The organism is Clostridium gelidum (assembly GCF_019977655.1).
Lineage (GTDB): Bacteria > Bacillota > Clostridia > Clostridiales > Clostridiaceae > Clostridium > Clostridium gelidum.
The window spans coordinates 4,659,898-4,682,658 of sequence record NZ_AP024849.1 but is presented as its reverse complement, the minus strand read 5'-3'; the positions used below and the strand labels follow the sequence as shown (position 1 = coordinate 4,682,658).

The 22,761-nt window shown below is 28.7% G+C and carries 19 protein-coding genes and 1 other annotated feature; all 19 genes read left to right on the top strand.

Annotation, left to right across the window (positions count from 1 at the left end; genetic code table 11):
- The first annotated feature begins 122 nt into the window (after positions 1-122).
- Positions 123-1,268: a polysaccharide pyruvyl transferase family protein gene (locus tag psyc5s11_RS21535; RefSeq protein WP_224034515.1), complete on the top strand. Its 1,146-nt coding sequence runs from the start codon at positions 123-125 to the stop codon at positions 1,266-1,268.
- On the top strand, positions 1,261-2,529 hold the full coding sequence (locus psyc5s11_RS21530) for an O-antigen ligase family protein (RefSeq protein WP_224034514.1): 1,269 nt from the start codon (positions 1,261-1,263) through the stop codon (positions 2,527-2,529). The genes psyc5s11_RS21535 and psyc5s11_RS21530 overlap by 8 nt, the downstream gene beginning before the upstream one ends.
- Before the next feature lie 95 nt (positions 2,530-2,624).
- The gene (locus tag psyc5s11_RS21525) at positions 2,625-4,139 is read left to right on the top strand and encodes a lipopolysaccharide biosynthesis protein (protein ID WP_224034513.1); all 1,515 of its coding nucleotides are present in this window, start codon (positions 2,625-2,627) and stop codon (positions 4,137-4,139) included.
- A gap of 55 nt (positions 4,140-4,194) precedes the next feature.
- Positions 4,195-5,352: a Coenzyme F420 hydrogenase/dehydrogenase, beta subunit C-terminal domain gene (locus tag psyc5s11_RS21520; RefSeq protein ID WP_224034512.1), complete on the top strand. Its 1,158-nt coding sequence runs from the start codon at positions 4,195-4,197 to the stop codon at positions 5,350-5,352.
- 47 nt (positions 5,353-5,399) lie between these two features.
- Positions 5,400-6,041, top strand: coding sequence for an acyltransferase (locus psyc5s11_RS28130; protein WP_311196384.1), 642 nt, complete (start codon positions 5,400-5,402; stop codon positions 6,039-6,041).
- Between the two features lie 236 nt (positions 6,042-6,277).
- Entirely contained in the window at positions 6,278-8,257 is a 1,980-nt protein-coding gene (locus tag psyc5s11_RS21510; RefSeq protein WP_224034511.1) for an ABC transporter ATP-binding protein/permease, read from the top strand.
- Between the two features lie 579 nt (positions 8,258-8,836).
- A complete protein-coding gene (locus tag psyc5s11_RS21505; RefSeq protein ID WP_224034510.1) occupies positions 8,837-10,081 on the top strand; it encodes a replication-associated recombination protein A in 1,245 nt (414 codons plus the stop codon).
- 81 nt (positions 10,082-10,162) lie between these two features.
- Positions 10,163-10,615: an RrF2 family transcriptional regulator gene (locus tag psyc5s11_RS21500; RefSeq protein WP_224034509.1), complete on the top strand. Its 453-nt coding sequence runs from the start codon at positions 10,163-10,165 to the stop codon at positions 10,613-10,615.
- Positions 10,616-10,617: 2 nt separating this feature from the next.
- Positions 10,618-11,799 carry a cysteine desulfurase NifS gene (nifS, locus tag psyc5s11_RS21495; RefSeq protein ID WP_224034508.1) on the top strand — a complete coding sequence of 394 codons (1,182 nt, stop codon included), beginning with the start codon at positions 10,618-10,620 and terminating at the stop codon, positions 11,797-11,799.
- A gap of 1 nt (position 11,800) precedes the next feature.
- Complete coding sequence (gene nifU / locus psyc5s11_RS21490) at positions 11,801-12,238, top strand: Fe-S cluster assembly scaffold protein NifU (protein WP_224034507.1); 438 nt, start codon at positions 11,801-11,803, stop codon at positions 12,236-12,238.
- Between the two features lie 11 nt (positions 12,239-12,249).
- Positions 12,250-13,326 carry a tRNA 2-thiouridine(34) synthase MnmA gene (gene mnmA / locus psyc5s11_RS21485; RefSeq protein WP_224034506.1) on the top strand — a complete coding sequence of 359 codons (1,077 nt, stop codon included), beginning with the start codon at positions 12,250-12,252 and terminating at the stop codon, positions 13,324-13,326.
- Positions 13,327-14,156: 830 nt separating this feature from the next.
- Positions 14,157-14,657 (top strand): PRC-barrel domain-containing protein, encoded by a 501-nt coding sequence (locus tag psyc5s11_RS21480; protein WP_224034505.1) that lies wholly within the window; start codon positions 14,157-14,159, stop codon positions 14,655-14,657.
- On the top strand, positions 14,638-15,666 hold the full coding sequence (locus psyc5s11_RS21475; RefSeq protein WP_224034504.1) for an AI-2E family transporter: 1,029 nt from the start codon (positions 14,638-14,640) through the stop codon (positions 15,664-15,666). The genes psyc5s11_RS21480 and psyc5s11_RS21475 overlap by 20 nt, the downstream gene beginning before the upstream one ends.
- 177 nt (positions 15,667-15,843) lie before the next feature.
- Positions 15,844-16,022 (top strand) — a binding site (T-box leader).
- Between the two features lie 193 nt (positions 16,023-16,215).
- Entirely contained in the window at positions 16,216-18,855 is a 2,640-nt protein-coding gene (alaS, locus tag psyc5s11_RS21470) for an alanine--tRNA ligase (RefSeq protein ID WP_224034503.1), read from the top strand.
- A 138-nt stretch (positions 18,856-18,993) separates the two neighbouring features.
- Positions 18,994-19,251, top strand: coding sequence for an IreB family regulatory phosphoprotein (locus psyc5s11_RS21465; RefSeq protein WP_158518138.1), 258 nt, complete (start codon positions 18,994-18,996; stop codon positions 19,249-19,251).
- A gap of 57 nt (positions 19,252-19,308) precedes the next feature.
- The gene (gene ruvX / locus psyc5s11_RS21460) at positions 19,309-19,722 is read left to right on the top strand and encodes a Holliday junction resolvase RuvX (RefSeq protein WP_224038245.1); all 414 of its coding nucleotides are present in this window, start codon (positions 19,309-19,311) and stop codon (positions 19,720-19,722) included.
- Between the two features lie 94 nt (positions 19,723-19,816).
- Positions 19,817-20,095 carry a DUF1292 domain-containing protein gene (locus tag psyc5s11_RS21455; protein WP_224034502.1) on the top strand — a complete coding sequence of 93 codons (279 nt, stop codon included), beginning with the start codon at positions 19,817-19,819 and terminating at the stop codon, positions 20,093-20,095.
- Positions 20,096-20,177: 82 nt separating this feature from the next.
- The gene (locus psyc5s11_RS21450; RefSeq protein WP_224034501.1) at positions 20,178-20,642 is read left to right on the top strand and encodes a Fur family transcriptional regulator; all 465 of its coding nucleotides are present in this window, start codon (positions 20,178-20,180) and stop codon (positions 20,640-20,642) included.
- Between the two features lie 61 nt (positions 20,643-20,703).
- Positions 20,704-22,371, top strand: a complete 1,668-nt coding sequence (locus psyc5s11_RS21445; protein WP_224034500.1) for a ribonuclease J — start codon at positions 20,704-20,706, stop codon at positions 22,369-22,371.
- Positions 22,372-22,761 lie beyond the last annotated feature (390 nt).

Here is a 22,761-nt window from a genome sequence, read left to right as displayed (position 1 = left end):
ACATGAAAAAAATATATTGTATAAAATGATTTCTTAATAAAATTTATCTCTAGAGTAGTCGAAATGATATCGTTTTCTGAATAAACTAATATATATATGTTGAAATAAAGAGAGGGATAATTATGAAAATAGGAATATTAACATTTCATAGAGCACTAAATTACGGAGCAGTTTTGCAAACATATGCTTTAAGGAAAGCTTTAAATAACTTAGGTGTTGATGCTGAAGTTATTGATTATAGATGTAAAGTAATTGAAAAAAGTTATGCACCAATACAATTTAATAGTAAAAATATTTTAAAAGTTGTAGTAAGTAATATGTTCTATTATTCTACAAGAAAAAAAATGAGAGAAAAATTTAATGAATTTATAAACCTTAAGGTTAATTTAAGTAAAGAGAAATATTTTAATATTAAAGAATTAGCTAAAATTGAAAACACATATGGTTTATTTATTACTGGAAGTGATCAGGTGTTTAATTATGAATGCACAGATTTTGATAAAACTTATTTTTTAGATTTTGTTAAAGATGATTACAAGAAAAATTCTTATGCTGCAAGTTTTGGATTTGATTCTATTCCTAATAATTATGTAGAAGAATATCAAAGATTATTACAAGGTTTTGCTAATATTTCTGTAAGAGAAGAAAGCGGAAGAAATATCATTAAGAAAATGTTTGAAAAGGATATTAATATTTCATTGGATCCTGTATTTTTATTATCTAAAGAAGAATGGATTTCTATAATAAATCCAGTTAAAAGAAAACGTAAATATATTTTAATGTATACAATAGCCTCGCCAAATAATTTAATACCCTTTGCTGAAAATCTCGCTAAGAAAATTGGTTGTGAATTAGTTTATTTAAATGATAGATTTAAAAAGAATTCAACAGCAGAATATATTAGATTTTGTTCACCAACAGATTTTTTGGACTTATTTGCTGGTGCTGAGTATGTTGTTACTAATTCTTTTCATGGAACAGCTTTTTCTATTTTATTTCAAAAGACATTCTATTGTGAAGTTGTGCCTAAAAATGGTAAAAAGAATTTTAGAGTAATTGATTTATTAAATATGTTGAATCTTAATGAGCAAATTTTCAATAGTGAAGGTATAAATCGTATAACTAATTCTTGCATTGATTATAAAGCTGTTAATAATATTTTAGAAACTCAAAAAAAGTCAGCTCTAGATTATCTTGAAAAATTATCAAATAGCATGAAAAATACTTCTATTGATGCAAAAAATGAAAAGGGAATAATTAATGGATAATGAAAATAATATAATAAATTTAAGATATTTGTCAGGTGTTACATATTTAGGGCTAATTATTAGTATATACTTTATGATATTTACTAATTCTACTATTTTATATCATACATCAGCAATGTATTTAATAGCTATTTTAATTTTTCTACTTTTATTAATGAAAAATGTACATATTTATAGATTAAATTTTCTAAAAGTAAATTGGCTTTTAGTATCTAGTTTTAGTATATTAAATATTTTCTATTCAAAAAATCCTTTGTTATCTATGGAGTGTGTGATTTTTTTATTAATCAGTATTTCTATTTTAGAGATTGATTTTGAAATTATATTTTTTGAAGTATTGTTTTCTAAAATTGTGCCAATAACAATTCTCTTAGCAATAACAATTTTTTTGAATGCGTTTATTAAAGATTTAATGACTAACTATTTATCTTCTTTAGTAGTACCCAGTTCGTTGGATCTTTTATATATAGAAGTTAGCCAAGGGATATATTCTGGAATATTAGCAGAAAAAGCTAATGCAGCAGTAGCTATGGTACTTGGAATAGGTGCAGTATTTGCAAAATTTCTAACGAATGAGAAATTCAAAGTAAAGCATGTTTTATTGTTAGGCGCATACCTTATTGCTATATTTTTAACTGGTAAAAGATCATTAACATTAATTCCGATTGCAGCATGTATGTTTATTTTTTTTGTTCACAGAGGAAAAGCGAAATATAGGAAGCTTATTATTCTGATATTAGTTAGTATAATACTTTGTTATATTGCTATAACATTTATTCCACAAACACAAATAATAATTGAAAGACTTTTATTAGTTACTGATAGTGGGACAATAGATACAAGTGGAAGAGACACGGCATTATGGCCAGCAGCAATGGAAATGTATGAAACTAATAAATTATTTGGATATGGCTTAAATACATTTAATAATTATTTTACTACTTATGGAACATGGGGAGTTTGGAATTCATATGCACATAATACATATATAGGATTATTAGCTGAAACAGGTATAGTTGGAACAATACTTTTTTGTATGGCATTTTCTATATCTCTAATAAAAGCAATTTATTTATTTACAAATAAACAGAAAATATTAGAAAAAAAGCATAAGGAACTGTTAATATTTGCATTGTTTATTGAATTATTTTGGCTAGCCTATGGTATGACTGGAAACCCTTTCTATAATCCAGGTCAATTTTTGATTTATGTTTTATGTATATCTATGGTTTCAAGTATTGAAAAGTTATATAGAGTTTGAATTTAGATAAGTTCAGAGCTAAGATTCAGATGAGGATCAAACTCACCTGAATCAAGTTTCACTTGATAGAGTAAATACAATAATAGGAGAATACAATGACTAGATCACAAAAATTTATGTATAATACAATTTCATCTGCTATTTATCAAGTTATTGTAATGGTAGTTGGATTTATTACCCCAAGAGTTATGCTTATAACATATGGTTCGGAAATAAATGGACTTGTTTCGTCAATTACTCAGTTTATTTCGTATTTTAATTTAGTTGAGGCAGGATTGTCAGGCGCAGCCATATATGCATTATATAAACCATTAGCTGATAATGATCACAAGGCTATCAATGGAGTAGTTTCTGCAGCAAAGAAGTTTTATTATATTTCAGGATATATATTTGTTTTATTAGTAATTGGTCTTGCTTTCGTCTATCCAATACTTGTACAAACTGAATATTTATCGCCTTTATTTGTTGGAACATTAGTACTAATCATGGGCGTGAGTGGCACCTTGGAATTTTTTACATTGGCAAAATATAGAGCAATTATATCTGCTGATCAAAAGTCATATGTAATTTCATTTGCATCAATTGTTCATATGATATTAAATACAATTATTGTTGTATCATTAGCAAAACTTAAAGTTAATATTGTCTTGTTAGAGCTTATAGCTTTACTATCAATTTTTTTACGTTCATTAATTTTAATGATATATACTCATAGGAAATATTCATATATAGATTACAAGGCTGAGCCAAATGAAAAAGCTTTAGACAAAAGATGGGATGCACTTTATTTGCAAGTTTTAAATGTTGTTCAAAAAGGTGCTCCTACAGTACTCGCAACAATATTTACTAATTTGAAAAGTGTTAGTGTTTATTCAATATTTAATATGGTGGTATCTGGAATTTCAAGTCTGCTTGACATATTTATGAGTGGATTATCTGCTTCATTTGGCGATATTATTGCAAGAAAAGATATTAAGACTTTACAAAAGGCATATAGAGAGTTTGAATTTACATACTATGGATTGATTACGGTTGTATATACAACTGCACTGGTAATGATAATGTCATTTGTAAAAATATATACAAATGGTATAACAGATGTAAGCTATAATCAACCATTAATTGGATTTCTATTTGTTATAAATGGTTTTTTGTACAATATAAAAACACCACAAGGGATGCTAGTAATTTCTGCTGGATTATATAAAGAAACTAAAGTTCAATCTACTATACAGGCAGTAATTGTTATTATTTCAGGAGTAATATTGACACCTTTTACTGGGTTGGCAGGTGTTTTAATAGCATTGTGTTTATCAAATGTTTATAGAGATATTGATTTGATTCTATTTATACCTAAACATGTAACACATTTACCCGTAAAAGAAACTATTTTTAGATTGATTTATACATTTATTGCAATAGGACTAATTATAGTTCCATTCATATTTATTAATATTAATATACAGAATATCGTTCAGTGGTGTTTATATGCTTTTGTTATTTTTACATATTCAGCAGTAGTTATTTGCATTATTTATTTTATATTCGATAAGCAACAATTTAAAAGTGTACTGTTAAGAATTAAAAGTATGTTAAAAAGAAGAAAATAGGCTGGTTAATGGACTTGTTATTTTTTAATTGTGCCTTATATGAGGAGAGTATTTTATGATTAAAATAAATTCAAAAAAAGAATGTTGTGGTTGTGCAGCTTGTAATAATATATGCCCAAAGCAGTGTATTAATATGAAGATGGATGAAGAAGGTTTTTTATATCCTAAAGTTAATGAAGAAAAATGTACTGATTGTGGGTTATGTGAAAAAGTTTGTCCAATGCTAAATATAAATATTTATGATATGAAGCCAGGTATTTATGCATGTAAAAGTAAGGATGAGGAAATTAAGTTCAAAAGTTCATCTGGTGGAGTTTTTTCAGTAATTGCTGATTATGTACTAGATAATAACGGTATAGTATATGGTGCAGGATTTAATGAGGAGTTTGAAGTTATGCATATGATGATTGATAACAAACAAGATTTACAAAAACTAAGGGGTTCAAAATATTTACAAAGTGATATTAATGAATCTTTTGAAAAAGTTAAAGAATATTTAAAAGAGAATCGATTAGTTTTATTTTCAGGAACTCCATGCCAGATAGCTGGCTTAAACAATTATCTTAATAAATCAAATGATAACTTAATATTATTTGATATAGTATGTCATGGCGTTCCTTCACCAGGTGTATTTAAAAGCTATTTATGTTATATAAAAGACATATTTAAAGAAAACATTGTAAATATTAATTTTAGAGCAAAAGAATTAGCCATTCAAGCATTAAAAATCACTTTTGCTAATAGCAAAGTGTATTTGAAGAATTCAGGTGATGATTTATATTACAAAGCTTTTTTAAGTAACTTAATATTAAGGCCTTCTTGTTATAATTGCAAATCTAATAATTTTAGAAGTGGAAGTGATATTACAGTTGCAGACTATTGGGGTGCTTCAACTAAATTTTCGGATTATGACGAAAAAAAAGGTGTTTCTCTTGTTATTACAAAAACTAAAAAGGGCAAGGAATTATTTAATTTATTATATGATAAATTTGAAGTAGTAGAATCAGAATTGGAACATGCAATAAAGTATAATCCTAATATTATTAAGTCTTGTTCAGTACATTCTAATAGGGATAAGTTCTTTATTGAATATAAAAAAAATAGAACACCTATTAATAATCTTATGATGAAATATACTAAAGAATGTTTTACAAAAAGAGTTTTAAGAAAAGTAAAAAGGATTGCTATTAGCAAGTTCGGAGCAAACTCATAAAAAAGAGCCAAACAGAATTTGGGGTTATTTTATGGAGGATATACAAATTGAATACATTAAAAAGAATAACGAAAAAGATTTATTTTGTTTTTTGTAAAATTTCAATAATAAAATCACTATATTATTCGGTAAAATTTAAAGCAAAAATATTTATCGGAAAAGGTACTAAATTAAATTTACACAAAAATTCTAAAATAATTGTTAACAAAGGTAAATTATTTATAGGCTGTAGGTTTAGTTTACCGTTTAAAACAGTTGTGGATATATATGAAAATGGAAAACTTATTGTTAATGGTAGAGTAGAAATTTGCAAGGGAACAAAAGTAATGATAGGAAATGATGCAATACTAAAGATTGGCAATAACAGCTATATTAATGAAAATTCAAGAATTCAATGTCGAGAAGAGATTCAGGTAGGGGAAGAATGTGCAATATCATGGAATGTTAATATTCTGGATACTGATGAACACATTTTAATAATTGATGGTGTAAAAAAACAAAGTGTAAAAAAGGTAGTGATAGGAGATAAAGTATGGATTGGTTCAAAGGCTACAATATTAAAGGGAGTTGAAATTGGTAATGGGGCCGTTATTGCGGCCGGAGCATTTGTAAGTAAAAATGTATCTACAAACTGTCTTGTGGGAGGTATACCTGCAAAAACCATTTATGAAAATGTAACTTGGAATTAATTCACAAGAGAACTATAGAGCTAATCAAATAAGAAAGCAGATGAAAAACTAATTCATCTGCTTTTTTATTTGCGGAAGTTTTATTCTGTTTAAAAATTAAAAAACAGGAGTCATAAGGTAAATACATGTATAGAGTATAAATTATTGTAGCAAACTGATATTGTAGGTTCTCAGAAAAACCATAAGAGAATCATATGGAAATTTTGTAACAAAATGGACATAAGGAGAACATAAATATGAGTTTATTAGAATTAAACAATATTAATAAGTGCTATAAATTGAATGGTAATAAGAAATTTTATGCACTACTTGATGTTAATCTATCTTTTAATAAGACAGAGTTAGTATCTGTTATTGGAGAATCAGGTAGCGGGAAATCTACATTAATGAATTTAATTGGCGGATTAGATTCAGATTATTGTGGAGAATTATTCGTAGATGGAAAAGATATTAGAAAGTTTAGAAAAAAAGAACTTGATAAATATAGGAAAAATAAGGTTGGATTTGTGTTTCAAAGTTTCAATTTAATATCACATTTATCTATTTTGGATAATGTAACAATTGCGATGACATTATCAAATGTTAAAAAAAAAGAAAGAATTAAACGTGCAAAAGAAATATTAACAGAATTCGGTTTGGAAAACCATATAAATAAAAAACCAAATCAATTATCTGGAGGTCAAAAGCAAAGGGTTGCTATTGCGAGAGCTTTAATTAATGATCCGGAAATAATTATTGCTGATGAACCTACAGGTAGTTTAGATTCTAAGACATCAATGCAAGTTTTAGATATATTAAAGGGGATTGCTCAAAGCGGAAAACTTGTAATTATGGTTACTCATTCTGAAAAAGTAGCCTCTTGTTCAAGTAGAGTAATTAAAATAGCAGATGGTAAAATAATTAATGATAGAAAAGTTTTTGAATTAGAAAATAAAACTAATGAAGAGAAAGTTCATAAAGACAAAATTAATATTAATAAGAAAAGGCAGAATTTAAATCTAACATCTGCCATAAAGCTGGCTCTTGTTAATATGAAGGAAAAATTAATACGTAATATATTTATTTCAATAGGAGCAAGTATTGGAATAATGAGTATTATTGTAATGTTATCTGTGGGTAATGGAGTTAAGGAATATTTTAATAAGACCATGAAGAGTTATGTGAATCCGCAAGTAATAGAGGTTAATATGCCTAGCAATGAAGACGAAACAGTTAACTTAGATATTACTACTATACAAAAACCTAATATTAACACACCAAACTCATTTAAAGAAGAGGACATACAAAATTTATCTAAGATAGAAAATGTATCTTCTGTAGAAAAAGGGTTTACTGAAATTTCTATGGGTGCTAATTCATTAGAGTATGGTGGTAAAGAAAGTAATTTAATGAGGATTTCAACTATATCATCAAATATAACAGATTCAAATCTTGAAGAAGGAGCTTTGCCGAGTGAAGGTGAGGTACTAATTAATAAATCTGTAAATGATAAACTTGGTGGAGAGGTTATTGGAAAAAAAGTAAGTCTACATATTTTGGTAAATCAAAAAATATTAACTAAAGAGTTTATTGTAAGTGGAATTTATACTACAGCAGGCGGAGATTTAACAGCAGTGATGAAATCTGTTTTTTTAAATTATTCGGATTTAGAAAAATTGTATTCAGAAAATGAATATGAATTAAAACCAAATGTAATGTATATTAATATAGCTAGTGTTAAGTATACAACTGCAATTAAAGAAAAGATTAAGGAACTTGGATATTCAGGATCTTCACAAGAACAAATGACAGAAATGTTTAATCAAATGATAAGTATTTTAACATATGTATTATCAGGGATTGCAGCAATATCTTTGGTAGTATCATCAATTATGATAATAGTTGTTATGTATATTAGTGTTGTAGAAAGAACAAAAGAAATAGGAATAATTAAAGCCATTGGTGCAAGGGAAAAAGATATAAGAAGAATTTTTATTTGTGAGGCATTTTTAATTGGATTCTTTAGTGGGATTGTTGGACTTGGATTTGCACTTTTATTAATGAAAGGTATAAATATTATATCAAATAAATTGTTCGGCATTAATTTAGTTTTAATAAAGAATTCTTATGGAGTATTTGGAGTTGCAGCAAGTATTGTTATAAGTACTTTATCTGGATTATTACCAGCAAATAAAGCTGCAAAATTAGATCCAGTAGAGTCTTTGAGAAGGGAATAATTAAGTGAGAAAATTAAATTAGGTATTTAAAGATTCAAAAAATATAGATAACCACAGTGGAACGACTACATCCGCCGAAATTGAATACATATTTATTCCGTAGGACTGTGAAAATTTCGCTGGAAGCATTCTAAATGGGAGGTTGCACCCATTATAGTTTGCTCCAAATGTAAAATTTGGACAAACTATAATGGAACAACCTCCCATTAAGAAGCTTCAGCAGCTTATTTTCAATGCCTACTTCATATTATGACCCTTGTGGTTACAAATATGTATCCAATTTCTCTGTTTGGATATGCTACTAAGTATAGTAAATGTTGAATATAATACCAAGCATAAGTAAAACTTTAGTAGTGGTTATATATAGTAGTATAATTAATTAAATAATTTAAGAAAAGTAGCAAGAATATTTTAGATTCTTACTGCTTTTTTATTTTTGTATATCTGCTATAATATTATTGGTTATAAACTTAAGTTTTTTAGGAACAAATTGTTAAAATGTAACTATTTTCATAAAATATAGTTTGGAGTTTATGGAATAAATTGGAACAATATGTAATGGCATAAGGGGTGGTAAAAATGAGACCATTAGCAGATTTAATGAGACCTAGTGATTTACAAGATTTTGTAGGACAACAAGATATATTAAGCCAAGGAAAACCGTTATATAATTTGATAAAAAGTAAGAATATATGTAATTGCATATTTTATGGACCTCCAGGAACTGGTAAGACAACATTAGCTAATATAATGGCTAATTATGTAGATAAGAAGTTTTATAAATTAAATGCAACAACTGCGTCTGTAAAAGATATTCAAGATATAACTAACAATATGGATAATTTATTAAATTACAATGGAGTAGTTTTATACATAGATGAACTTCAACATTTTAATAAGAAACAGCAACAATCATTGCTGGAATTTATAGAAGATGGAAGAATAACTTTAATAGCAAGTACTACTGAAAATCCGTACTTTGTCATACATAAAGCTATAATAAGCAGATGTAATATATTTTCTTTTAAGCCATTAAGTACAAATGATATTATAATTGGGCTTGAAAATTCTATACAAAGATTAATAACTGAAGGTATAGAAATTGAATACTCAAAGGAGTCCCTTGACTATATAGGAGAGATATCACAAGGGGATTATAGAAAGGCGTATAATATTTTAGAATTAGCTATAAATTCGCAAGTTAAGAATGTTAGAGTAATTTCAAGTGAATATATAGAAAGTTTGGGGCAGTCTACTATGAGGGCTGATAATAATGGAGATGAATTCTATAATTTATTAAGTGCTCTTCAAAAGAGTATTAGAGGGAGTGACCCAAGTGCTGCGATTCATTATTTAGCCAGATTAATTAAAGGTGGAAACTTAACAGCTATAGTTAGAAGGCTATCTGTTATTGTAGCTGAAGATATAGGGCTTGCATTTCCAAATGCCTTATCGGTTGTTAATTCTGGTATAGAACTTGTTTTAAAAGTTGGATTGCCAGAAGCAAGAATAATTCTTTCAGAAATAGTAATATATTTAGCAACACTTCCTAAATCAAATAGTGCTACTTTAGCTATTGATGCTGCTATGAATGATTTGGAGAATATTAATTTTGGCGATGTTCCTATGCATTTAAAAGATGCACATTATGGGGGAGCAGTGAAACTTGGTGTTGGAGGATATAAATATCCACATAATTATAACAATCATTATGTAGAACAAGATTATCTGCCGAAAGAATTAGATGGGAAAATATATTACAATGAACAAAATAATAAGTATGAAGAAAGCATAAAGAAATATTGGGAAAAAATAAAGAAGTAATAATAATTATTTGACAAAAGCCGAGTATTTTGATACGATATAAACAAAACTAGTATTTAATATAAAAAAAGGGGTGAGAAAATGAAACTTTCAACAAAAGGAAGATATGGAGTTAGAGCCATGGTTGACTTAGCAGCTAGTTATGGTGGTGCCCCAGTTTCAATTAAAAGTATATCTAAAAGAGAAAATCTTTCGGAATATTATTTAGAACAATTATTTAGCCCGCTTAGACGTGCTAATATTATAAGAAGTATAAGAGGTGCGCAAGGTGGATATGTTTTATGCAAACCACCAAATGAAATAACTGTTGGAGATATAATGACTATTTTAGAGGGACCTATTGAAATAGCAGATTGTATTGATGGCGTTGAATGTGAAAGTTCAGATTGTTGCGCAACTAAAGCTGTATGGGAAAAAATTAAAAATAGCATAGATAGTGTTATGGATTCAATTACCTTACAAGATATAATTGATGATCACAAAGCTATGAAAAATAAAAAAAGTAGTATTAAGATTGCAGACAGGAGTGAATAATTATGAAAAATGTATATATGGACTATTCAGCTACAACTTATGTTAAGCCAGAAGTTCTAGAAGAAATGCTTCCTTACTTTACTGAAAAATTTGGAAATCCATCTTCATTTTATGGAATATCTAGAGTAACAAAGATGGCTATAGATAAAGCTAGAGAACAAGTAGCAAAATCATTAAACTGCGCACCATCTGAAGTATATTTTACAGGGGGCGGATCAGAAGCTGATAACTGGGCAATAAAAGGTATTGCATCAGCTCATAAAAATAAAGGAAATCATATAATAACTACTAAAGTAGAACATCATGCAGTTATTAATACTTGTGAATACTTAGAGAAAAATGGGTTTGATGTTACATATTTAGATGTTGATGAAGAAGGTTTTATTAGTATAGATGATTTAAAGAATGCAATTACTGATAAAACAATTTTAGTTAGCATTATGTTTGCTAACAATGAAATAGGAACAATCCAACCAATAAAAGAAATCGGAGAAATTTGTAAAGAGAAGAAGGTTTTTTTCCATACAGATGCAGTTCAAGCAGTTGGAAATATACCAGTAGACGTTAAAGAATTGAATATAGATATGTTGTCACTTGCAGGTCATAAAATTTATGGACCTAAAGGTATTGGAGTTCTATATATAAAGAAAGGAATTAAGATTGATAACTTAATTCATGGTGGAGGACAAGAAAAGAATAGAAGAGCAGGAACAGAAAATATTGCATCTATTGTAGGGCTTGGAAAAGCACTTGAACTTGCAACTGGTAATTTAGAAGAGCATATGGAAAAAATGACTATACTTAGAGATAAATTAATGGATGGACTTTTAAAAGTTCCATATACTAGATTAAATGGACCTAGAGGAGATAAAAGATTACCAGGAAATGTTAATATATGTTTTAGGTTTATTGAAGGGGAATCAATTCTTTTGTCCTTAGATTTTAAAGGAGTTTGTGCATCAAGTGGTAGTGCTTGTACATCAGGATCATTAGATCCATCACATGTATTACTTGCAATTGGACTTCCTCATGAAATAGCTCATGGATCATTAAGACTTTCAATGGGAGACGGATCAACAGAAGAAGATGTAGATTATGTTCTTGAAGTTGTACCACCAATAATTGAAAGATTAAGAAATATGTCACCATTATGGGATGACTTTTTAAAGAAAGGGGAAAAATAATATGATATATAGTGAAAAGGTAATGGAACATTTCCAAAACCCAAGAAATGTTGGAGAAATAGAGGATGCAAATGGTGTAGGTGAAGTTGGAAACGCTAAGTGTGGCGATATAATGAAAATCTACCTTAAGGTTGAAGATAATATTATAAAAGATGTTAAATTTAAAACTTTTGGATGTGGATCAGCTATTGCATCATCATCAATGGCAACTGAATTAATTAAAGGAAAAACTTTAGATGAAGCTTGGGATTTGACTAATAAAGCAGTTGCAGAAGCATTAGATGGACTCCCACCAGTAAAAATGCATTGTTCAGTACTTGCAGAAGAAGCAATTCATAAAGCTATAAACGATTATAGATCAAAAAATGGATTAGAAGTAATACCAATGGAAGAGCATAGTGATGAAGAGTTACATGCTGCTGTACATGGCGAAGATTAATAGGAGGATTTATGAAGAAAAAAGTTTTAATAGGTATGAGTGGTGGTGTAGATAGTTCTGTAGCTGCATATTTATTGAAACAGCAGGGATATGAAGTCATTGGTGCTACAATGCAAATTTGGCAACAAGATGATGAATTTGAAGAAATAGAAGGGGGCTGCTGCTCCCTTTCTGCTGTTGATGATGCAAGACGCGTGTGCGACAAACTTGATATACCTTTTTATGTTTTGAATTTCAGAGATTATTTTAAGGAAAAGGTTATAGAGCCTTTTGTTCAGGAATACATAGATGGAAAAACACCTAATCCTTGTATTGAGTGTAACAAACATTTGAAATTTGATGAACTTTTAAGGCGAGCAAGAGGGATAGGAGCAGATTATGTAGCTACAGGTCATTATGCTAAAATTGAAAAATGTGATGACAGGTATCTTTTAATCCGATCTGATGATGATACTAAGGATCAAACCTATGCCTTATATAATTTTACACAAGATCAATTAGAACATACCTTAATGCCTTGTGGAGAATATGAAAAGACAAAAATAAGAGAAATAGCAAAAGAAATTGGTTTGGCTGTTCATAATAAAAAAGATAGTGAAGAAATTTGCTTTATTCCTGATAATAATCATGGAAGATTTATTACAGAAGCAAAACCAGGTAGAGTTAAATCAGGCAACTTTGTTGATAAAAGTGGTAATATACTTGGAAAACATAAAGGGATTGTATACTATACTATAGGGCAAAGAAAGGGACTTGGACTCTCTCTTGGAAGACCAGTTTTTGTAATAGGTATAAATGCAAAAACTAATGAGGTTGTATTAGGTGCTGAAGATGATATATTTAAAACAGATTTAATAGCAATGGATTTGAATTTCATTCCTTTTAATAAGTTAGAAAAAGAAATAGAAGTTCAAGCTAAAATAAGATATTCTGCAAAACCAGCAGATGCAATTTTGACCCCCCTTCCAAATGGAAGAGTTAAAGTTTCTTTTAAAGAAAAACAAAGAGCAATAACTAAAGGTCAATCAGTTGTATTTTATGACAATGAAGTAGTAGTTGGTGGCGGAATAATCGAAACAATACTTTAGATACTTACGGTAAAAATCGTAATATATGAGGATAATCCACCGAAATAAGGGGGCATGCATTTATTGCGGGTTTCTAAGGAATTTTGATGGGTACTTCTAAGATTACAAGTTGTACCCAAAATGCTTGCTTCAAAGGCAAGCTTCGAACAAGCATTTTGGAACAACTTATAATCTAAGAAGTATAATCATTAAAATTTCTAATGAAACACTTCACAAAAGCATGCCCCCTTATTTCTACTTTGACAAATATATAAGGCATAAAAGTAACTTCTGATGTTGGTATATAGTATAAAAATAACTGTAAAAATTTTTTTGAAGTAGATAATTTATGAATTACACTTATACTGAATTCATAATCTAAGCTAGAAACAAAGGATACTCTTTCAAAGGATATTACATCTTGGTAACGTTGCAATAGAGTATCCTTTTATAGATATCGAATTTCTAAATTATATTTATGTTTGGTATTATATTTAAAAGTTACTATATTTAGGTGCATATACAAGCAGAGGAATTGGATACGTGTTTGTGGAATAGGCATTGGAAAATAAGCTGTTGAAGCCACTTGATGGTAGGTTGTTCCCTTTTAGTTTGTCCCAAAAGTGAGAGTCCAAATTTTATATTTGACTTCTCGAACTTTCACATAGTGCTTTTATATTGGGAGCAAACTGAAATGGGTGCAACCTGCCATTTAGTGACTTCCAGCGAAATTTTCCTAGTCCTATGGAATAAATATGTATCCGATTTCGCGAGTTATCTGTATAATTTCGTTTTTATCGGGTAATATATATACAATAACATTGCCTATATTAATGCACTGGAGGAAGAAGATGTTTAAGACTAGGGATTTCTACTTCAAAAAAGTTTATAATATTAGAGGTAAAAAAATTGGAATTATAGAAGATTTATATATAGATTTTTATCAAGGGAAAGTTGTAGGCTTTAAAGTATCTAATAGTATCTTATTTTCTAAAAAAAATTATTTAGATATGCAAGATATTATAGATATAGGTGAAGATGTAATAGTAAATTCCATAAGGCAAGGAGAAGGTTTAACTTTTAAAGAAATTAAATATATGGAGGTTATTGATACATTAAGTAATATAAAGGGTGTACTGGAAGATATAATAATAGATATACAAGATTATTCAATAAAAGCTATAGTAATAAGTTCAGGGCTAATAGATAAAATGATAAAAGGTAAGCAAATAATTATTTTAAATAGATGTATACTTGGAGAAGAATATATATTGTATACAGGAAATGAAGGCATTTCATTTAAATCAATGCCACATAATATGGAGCAATATAATGCAACTAAAAAAGCATAAAAAATTAATAGTATCTATATTAATTTTAGTATGTGTTATATCTTTAATTTTAGCTTACTTTTTTAACCATTCAATAAATACAATAGTAAATATTATTGTTATATCTTTTATTTTAGCTTATACTTTAAGTCCTATTAGAGATGCACTTGAAGCAAAACTTAAGGTTAGCAAGAGAGCAGCATCTATAATAGTTATAGCAATGATTATAGGAATTATTATAACTTGCATAATAGTTATAGTACCTGATTTGTTTAATGAAATACATAATATTAGCAATATATTTGATAATATTAATAGCTTTTTAGAAGAAGTAACTTTAAAATATAATTTAAATAACAGTTTTGTGATTAATGTAATATATAACCAGGTTTTAGAAAAAGGAAATGCTATTTGGATAAGTTTTTCAGAAAGTGCCGTTGATAATTTAATTAAGTTCAGTGATAATATTATTTCATTTGCAATTATACCCATTATGATTTATTATTTTCTCTGCGATGGAAGTAAGATATACAATAAAAGTTTATTATTATTGCCAACAGAAAAAAGGGCAATAACTAAAAAAATTTTAAAAGACATAGATAGTGTATTAACAAGATACATAGCAAGTCAATTATTACTCTCAGGGGTTGTAGGAGTCTTAACATTTGTTTTGCTCTTAGCATTAAAAGTTAAATTTCCTTTATGGATTTCTATTTTGAATGCAATATTAAATATAATACCTTATTTTGGACCAATATTTGGTGCAATACCAGCAGTTATAGTTGCACTTTTAGACTCGCCTGTAAAAGCACTTTGGGTGATTGTTGGAATGTTTGTGATTCAACAATTAGAAGGTGATATTTTAGCTCCTAAAATGACAGGAGATAGCACAGATATGCATCCTTTTGTAATAATAATTTTATTAATTACAGGGGATAATTTTGGCGGGTTAATAGGAATGGTGTTGGTGGTTCCTATAGCCGTTATAATAAAGGTTTTATATGACGATATAAATTACTATTTATTTTAGCTGGAAGTTAAAAGTTGAAAGTCGAGAGTTAATAGTTTTTGAAAAAATTAATATATTTTAAAATCTCAATTTTCTATTTTTAATGATTAAATGATAAAAAATTACTTATTGAAGATGTCTAAGTTAGTTATTGACATAATTAGCTATATGAAATATAATTTTGATGAAATAATAAAATATTAAGCGATGAATAGGAAAAGTAGATTTAGTATAGATATTCAGAGAAGAAGTGGCTTTGGTGAAAACTTCTTATCTATGTATTTCGAAGCTACCTAGGAGCTATAAATTACTAAGTGATGTATATGATTTATACATAATTAGGGTGGTACCACGGAATTTCAGCTTTCGTCCCTTTGTTTATTTAGGGAGAAAGCTTTTTTTGTATGGTAAATTATAAAAATATTAAAATTTACAATCTAACGTGAAAGATTGGCAATCAAGGATAAATGTTTTATTTGAAGATTTCTATAATGGAATTTAGTTAACATATTCCTTAATTGTTAACTGTTCATTGTTAATTGTTAACTGAAAAAATTGGAGGAATAGTTTATGAAATTTACAAAAACAAATGACCTTAGAGAAGCATATTTGAAATTTTTTGAGGGGAAAGAACATTTAAGACTTGAAAGTTTTTCTCTAGTTCCAAAGAATGATAAGAGTTTATTATTAGTAAATGCTGGTATGGCTCCATTGAAGCCTTATTTTACAGGATTACAACAACCACCAAGAAAAAGAATTACAACTTGTCAAAAGTGCGTGAGAACTGGTGATATTGAGAATGTAGGAATTACAAGCAGACATGGTACATTTTTTGAAATGCTTGGAAACTTTTCTTTTGGAGATTATTTTAAAAAGGAAATAATTCCATGGGCATGGGAATTCATAACAGATGTTTTAGAACTTCCCAAAGACAAATTATATGTAACGATATATTTAGATGATGATGAAGCATATGAATATTGGACTACTCTTACAGATGTAGATAAAACTCATATATTTAGATTAGGAAAAGAAGAAAACTTTTGGGAACATGGTGCAGGTCCTTGCGGTCCTTGTACAGAAATTCATTTTAATAGAACTTCTGAAATTGTAACTACAGCAGAAGAATTTTTAAACGCAGCAGATGAAGACAAGATTATTGAATTTTGGAATCTTGTGTTTACACAATTCGATGGAGATGGAAAAGGTAACTATGAAAAGCTTGCAACAACTAATATTGATACAGGAATGGGACTTGAAAGACTTGCAACTATAATGCAAGAAAAAAATAGTATATTTGAAATTGATACTTTAGAAAACATATTAAATGAAGCTTCAAATCTTGCAAAGGTTAAATATGGAGAAGCTCATAAAATAGATATTTCTTTAAGACTTATAACTGACCATATTAGATCTATAACTTTTATGATTTCAGATGATGTAATGCCATCTAACGAAGGAAGAGGATATGTACTTAGAAGACTTCTTAGAAGAGCAGCAAGACATGGAAAAACATTAGGTATTAAAGATGCTTTCCTTTGCAATTTATGTGATATTGTTATTAGAGATTCAAAGGATGCATATCCAGAAATAGAAGCAAAAAAAGAATATATTAAAAAAGTAATTAAAATAGAAGAAGATAAATTTAGAGAAACTTTAGATTCTGGAATTGAAATATTAAATGGATTCGTAGCTGAATTAAAAGAAAATAATAAAAAAGTTCTTAAAGGTGCAGATGGATTTAAATTATATGATACTTTTGGTTTTCCTATGGAATTAACAAAAGAAATATTAGAAGATGAAGGTTTATCTTTAGATGAAGATGCTTTTCATGAAGAAATGAAAATTCAAAGAGATAGAGCTAGAAGTGCAAGAAAGACTTCTAACTATATGGGAGCAGATGTTAATATTTCAGATGCAATAGCTGCAGATGTTGAAACTGTTTTTGATGGTTATGACAATGATACTTTAAGTGCAGAAATTAAAGTATTAATTGAAGGTGACGATTTTGCAGAAACAATAACTGAAGGAAATAAGGCTATTGTAGTTACAGATGTTACTCCTTTATATGCAGAAATGGGTGGACAAATAGGAGACACGGGTATTATATTCAATGATAGCTTTAAAGGTAATGTTTGCGATACTAAAAAGAATATTGGGGGAAAGATAATTCACTTTGTGGAAGTTTTATCTGGAGAACTTAAAGTAGGGGATAAGGTTACTTTAGAAGTAGACAGAACTAGACGTGAAAGTATTAAGAAAAATCATACGGCAACGCATCTTTTAGATAGAGCATTAGTTGAAGTTCTTGGATCACATGTTCATCAAGCTGGATCATATGTAAGTAATGAGAGACTTAGATTTGATTTCTCTCACTTTGAAGGGCTAACAGAAGAAGAAATAACAAGGGTTGAAGATTTAGTTAATGAAGCAATAACTAGTGTAACACCAGTTATTACAGATGTTATGGATCTTCAAGAAGCAAAAAATAGTGGCGCTATAGGTATATTTGATGATAAATATTCTGATAAAGTAAGAGTTGTAAAAGCTGGAGAATATTCTAAAGAATTATGTGGTGGAACTCATATAGATAATACTGGAAAGATAGGATTATTTAAAATAATATCTGAGAGTGGTATTGCAGCAGGAACTAGAAGAATAGAAGCTGTAATTGGAAAAGAAGCTTATAAATTAGTGAATGAAAAGAAAGATTTGTTAAAAGAAATCACAGGTAAATTTAAATGTTCAGAAAAAGAACTTTTAAATAAACTTGAACAACAAGTTAAAGAATTAAAAGAAAAAGATAAAGAAATAGTAGCTTTAAAATCTAAATTTGCATCAATGGGATTAGATGATATAGTAGCATGTGCAAAAAGCATTAAGGATATTAATGTAATAGCATATGAATTAAAAGATGTTGATTCTGATGCTTTAAGGGATGTTTGCGAAAAAGTAAGAGATAAGGTAGAAAATAGCATGGTATTACTTATGAGCGAAAATGCTGGAAAAGTTATTATATGTGCTATGGCAACTAAAGACGCAGTAGCTAAAGGCGCTCATTGTGGGAAGTTAATTAAAGAGGTATCAACTATACTTGGTGGTGGTGGTGGTGGAAGACCAGACATGGCTCAAGCTGGTGGGAAATTACCGGGAAAAATACAAGAAGCAATAAATGAGTCTTATAAAATAGTCGAAACTTTAGCAAAATAGTATACTTTTTATAAAATATAGGTTATAATCTAAGTATTGATTGGTGAATAAATTTAACAGATTAAGTTAATAATTAATATAAAAGATAGTTTCCTTAGATATTGAGTAAGGGGGTGTGTTGCTTTACGCAGCGGTGCTATGAGTAATAATATTGAACATACAATGCAATTTGATTTAAGTAAGAATAAAGAAGCTCTTACCAAAACAATACTAACAGAGGTTTATAATTCATTACAACAAAAAGGATATAATCCTATAAATCAATTAGTTGGATATTTGATTTCAGGAGACCCTACTTACATCACTAATTACAACGGAGCAAGAGCTTTAGTACGAAAACTTGAAAGAGATGACATACTAGAAGAAGTTATAAAGTCTTATTTAGAGATAAAGTAGAGAGTGCCCGTTAATTTAACGGGCACTCTTATTTTTTAAGAGGTGCACAAATTGTTAATAAGAATATTAGGATTAGATGTAGGTTCAAAGACTATCGGAGTTGCAATAAGTGATCCATTAGGGTTCACAGCTCAAGGTTTGACTACAATAAGAAGAACTAAAAAAGAACAAGATATACAAGAAATAAAGAAGTTTTGTGATGAATATGATGTAAAAGTTATAGTAATTGGACTTCCAAAGAATATGAATGGAACAATAGGACCATCTGGAGAAATTACAATGGCTTTTGGTAAGCTCATTGAAGAAGAACTTAAAGTTGAAATAAAATTTTGGGATGAACGTTTAACTACTGTTGCAGCTCATAAAGCAATGATTGAAGCAGATTTGTCAAGAAGTAAAAGGAAAAAGATAGTAGATAAAGTAGCATCAACTTATATACTGCAAGGTTATTTAGATTTGATTTCAAGATAATAAATGTAATTGTTTGAAATTTGAAAAAATATATTTATAGAAAAAATATACTTTTGTTAATAATAAAAAAATATAAAGGAGAAGAGATATATTTATGGATAAAGACGCAAAATATGTATATATACCAGATCAAGACGGAAATGATGTTAAATTTGAGGTTATTATATACTTTGAAATAGAAAAATTAAAGGGACAGTATATAATTGCAGCGCCAGCATTTGAAGATAGTGAGGATGCATATGCTTTTAAAATTTTCAAAGATGAAGATGGTAGTGAAGTGTTTATAGCTCTAGAAGATGAAGATGAAGAATTTGAAATGGTATTAGAAACTTATGACACACTCATGAATGAAGATGGTTTAGAGATAGAATAGTATTTAAATTAAGTGTCTTAATTAGTACGTGAAAATTAATTAGTTTTAACGTAAATTTAATGAGAAGAGTGGGGTATTATGTATGGATGTATCAAATTTAATTGATATGAATGCCTTGAAAGAAGATTTAAAAAAGAAGGGTTATAAATTAACACCACAAAGAAGATCTATTGTTGATACAATTATTGATAATGAAGGTAACCATTTAACAGCAGAAGAAATATATGATAAAGTGAAAAAAAGTTGTCCGGAAATTGGTTTGGCAACAGTGTATAGAACTATTCTTTTGTTAGAAGAACTAGGTGTTATATCTAGATTAGATTTAAATGATGGATGCAGTAGATATGAAATTGTACATTCAAATGAAACACACAGGCATCATCATCTTATTTGTAATACTTGTCATAAAGTTTTAGAAGTTCAAGATGATTTGTTAGAAGAACTTGAAGCAAGTATTGATAAACAATATAAATTCAAAATTCTAGATCATAGTGTAAAATTTTATGGATTATGTGATGAATGTCAAAAAAAGCTTAATGATGAATAGAAGGACTTTTGATTAAAAAGTAACCTTTGTTTATAAATAATATAGGAAAAGGAGGGGAAATATGAAAAATGAAAGAGCGAAGATAAAGATAATTCCTCTTGGCGGCATAAACGAAATTGGGAAAAACATAACAGCTATTGAATATAAGGATGATATTATAATAATAGATTGTGGATTGAAATTCCCAGATGACGATATGTTTGGAATAGATATTGTAATACCTGATGTTTCATATCTACTTAAGAATTTAGACAAGATTAAAGGAATATTTTTAACTCATGGACATGAAGACCATATAGGAGCATTACCATATGTATTAAAACAATTGAATGTTCCAGTTTATGGCACTAAGCTTACTCTTGGTATAGTTGAGACAAAACTAAAAGAACACGGACTGCTTGCTTCAACAGAATTAGTAAGAGTTAAGCCAAAAGATATAATTAAATTAGACAGCGTTTCAGTAGAATTCATAAAAGTGAATCATTCAATTGCAGATTCAGTTGCAATTGCGATTCATACACCACTTGGAGTAATACTTCATACAGGAGATTTTAAAGTTGATTATACACCAATCGATGGAGAAATGATGGATTTTGGGAGATTAGCAGAACTCGGAAGAAAAGGTGTTTTGGTAATGATGGCTGATTCAACAAATGTTGAAAGGCCAGGGTATACCATGACAGAAAGAGTTGTAGGGGAAACTTTTTTAAGGCTATTTAATAAAGCAAAAGGTAGAATACTAGTTGCTACATTTGCATCTAATGTTCATAGAATTCAACAAATTATTACAGCAGCAGAGGCTTATGAAAAAAAGGTCGCGGTGTCTGGAAGAAGTATGGAGAATATTGTTCAAGTAGCAGTAGAACTTGGATACCTTACAATTGGAACAGATGTACTTATACCAGTAGATCAAATTTCAAAATATCCCAATGATAAAGTTGTAATAATAACAACTGGTAGCCAAGGAGAGCCAATGTCTGCACTTGCAAGAATGGCTGCTTCAGAACATAGGAAAATTAATGTAGTACCAGGAGATACAGTTATTATTTCAGCAACACCAATACCTGGAAATGAAAAATTAGTTTCAAAGGTTGTAAATCTATTGTTTAAAAAAGGTGCAGAGGTAATATATGATTCTCAAGAAAAGATTCATGTATCAGGTCATGCTTGCCAAGAAGAACTGAAATTAATGCACTCATTAGTTAAGCCAAGATTTTTCATTCCAGTTCATGGAGAGTATAGACATTTGAAACAACATGGAGAATTAGCAATGGAACTTGGACTTCCAGAGAAAAACTTATTGATACCTGAGAATGGCGATATAATTGAAGTTGCAAGGAATTATATTAAAAAAAATGGTACTGTTATTTCAGGGCAAGTCTTTGTTGATGGACTTGGAGTTGGAGATGTTGGAAATATTGTCTTAAGAGATAGAAAACATCTTTCACAAGATGGTATTTTAACAATTGTAGTTACAATTGAGAAACAAAGTGGTAAAGTTGTATCTGGACCAGATATAATTTCGAGAGGATTCGTATATGTAAGAGAATCAGAAGGACTTATGGATGAAGCAAGAGAAATTGTAAAGTCAGTGCTTAGAGATTGTGAAGAAAGACAAATCACTGATTGGGCAACATTAAAGTCTAAAATGAGGGATGAACTTAGAGAATTCCTTTATGAAAAGACTAAGAGAAAACCTATGATATTACCAATAATTATGGAATTTTAAAATATCTAAAGAAAGATAAATGGCTAAATATGAAAGCTAATTATTTTTAAAATTATAAATTTTATAAATATTTATAATAGGGTTGACTTTTTTTGATGAAAAGAGTAAAATTAACAATAGTTGTGTAGGAAATTGGATGCGTTAAGTATCCAATTTTCTTTTGGAAAAAAACAGTTATAGGTTTACATTGACATATAAGTAGATTTAACTAAGTTTATATTTAATGAGAAACAGGATTTTCTAAATATAGGATTTGATAAGAAATTATTTACAATTTATACTTAAATTTTTACTTATTTATTACATAACTAGAGACAAACTAATAAAGTGAAACTTTTTAGGTGGAGTTTTTTACTCCAGTTGAATTTAGTTGAACTTATCTAGGGCCGT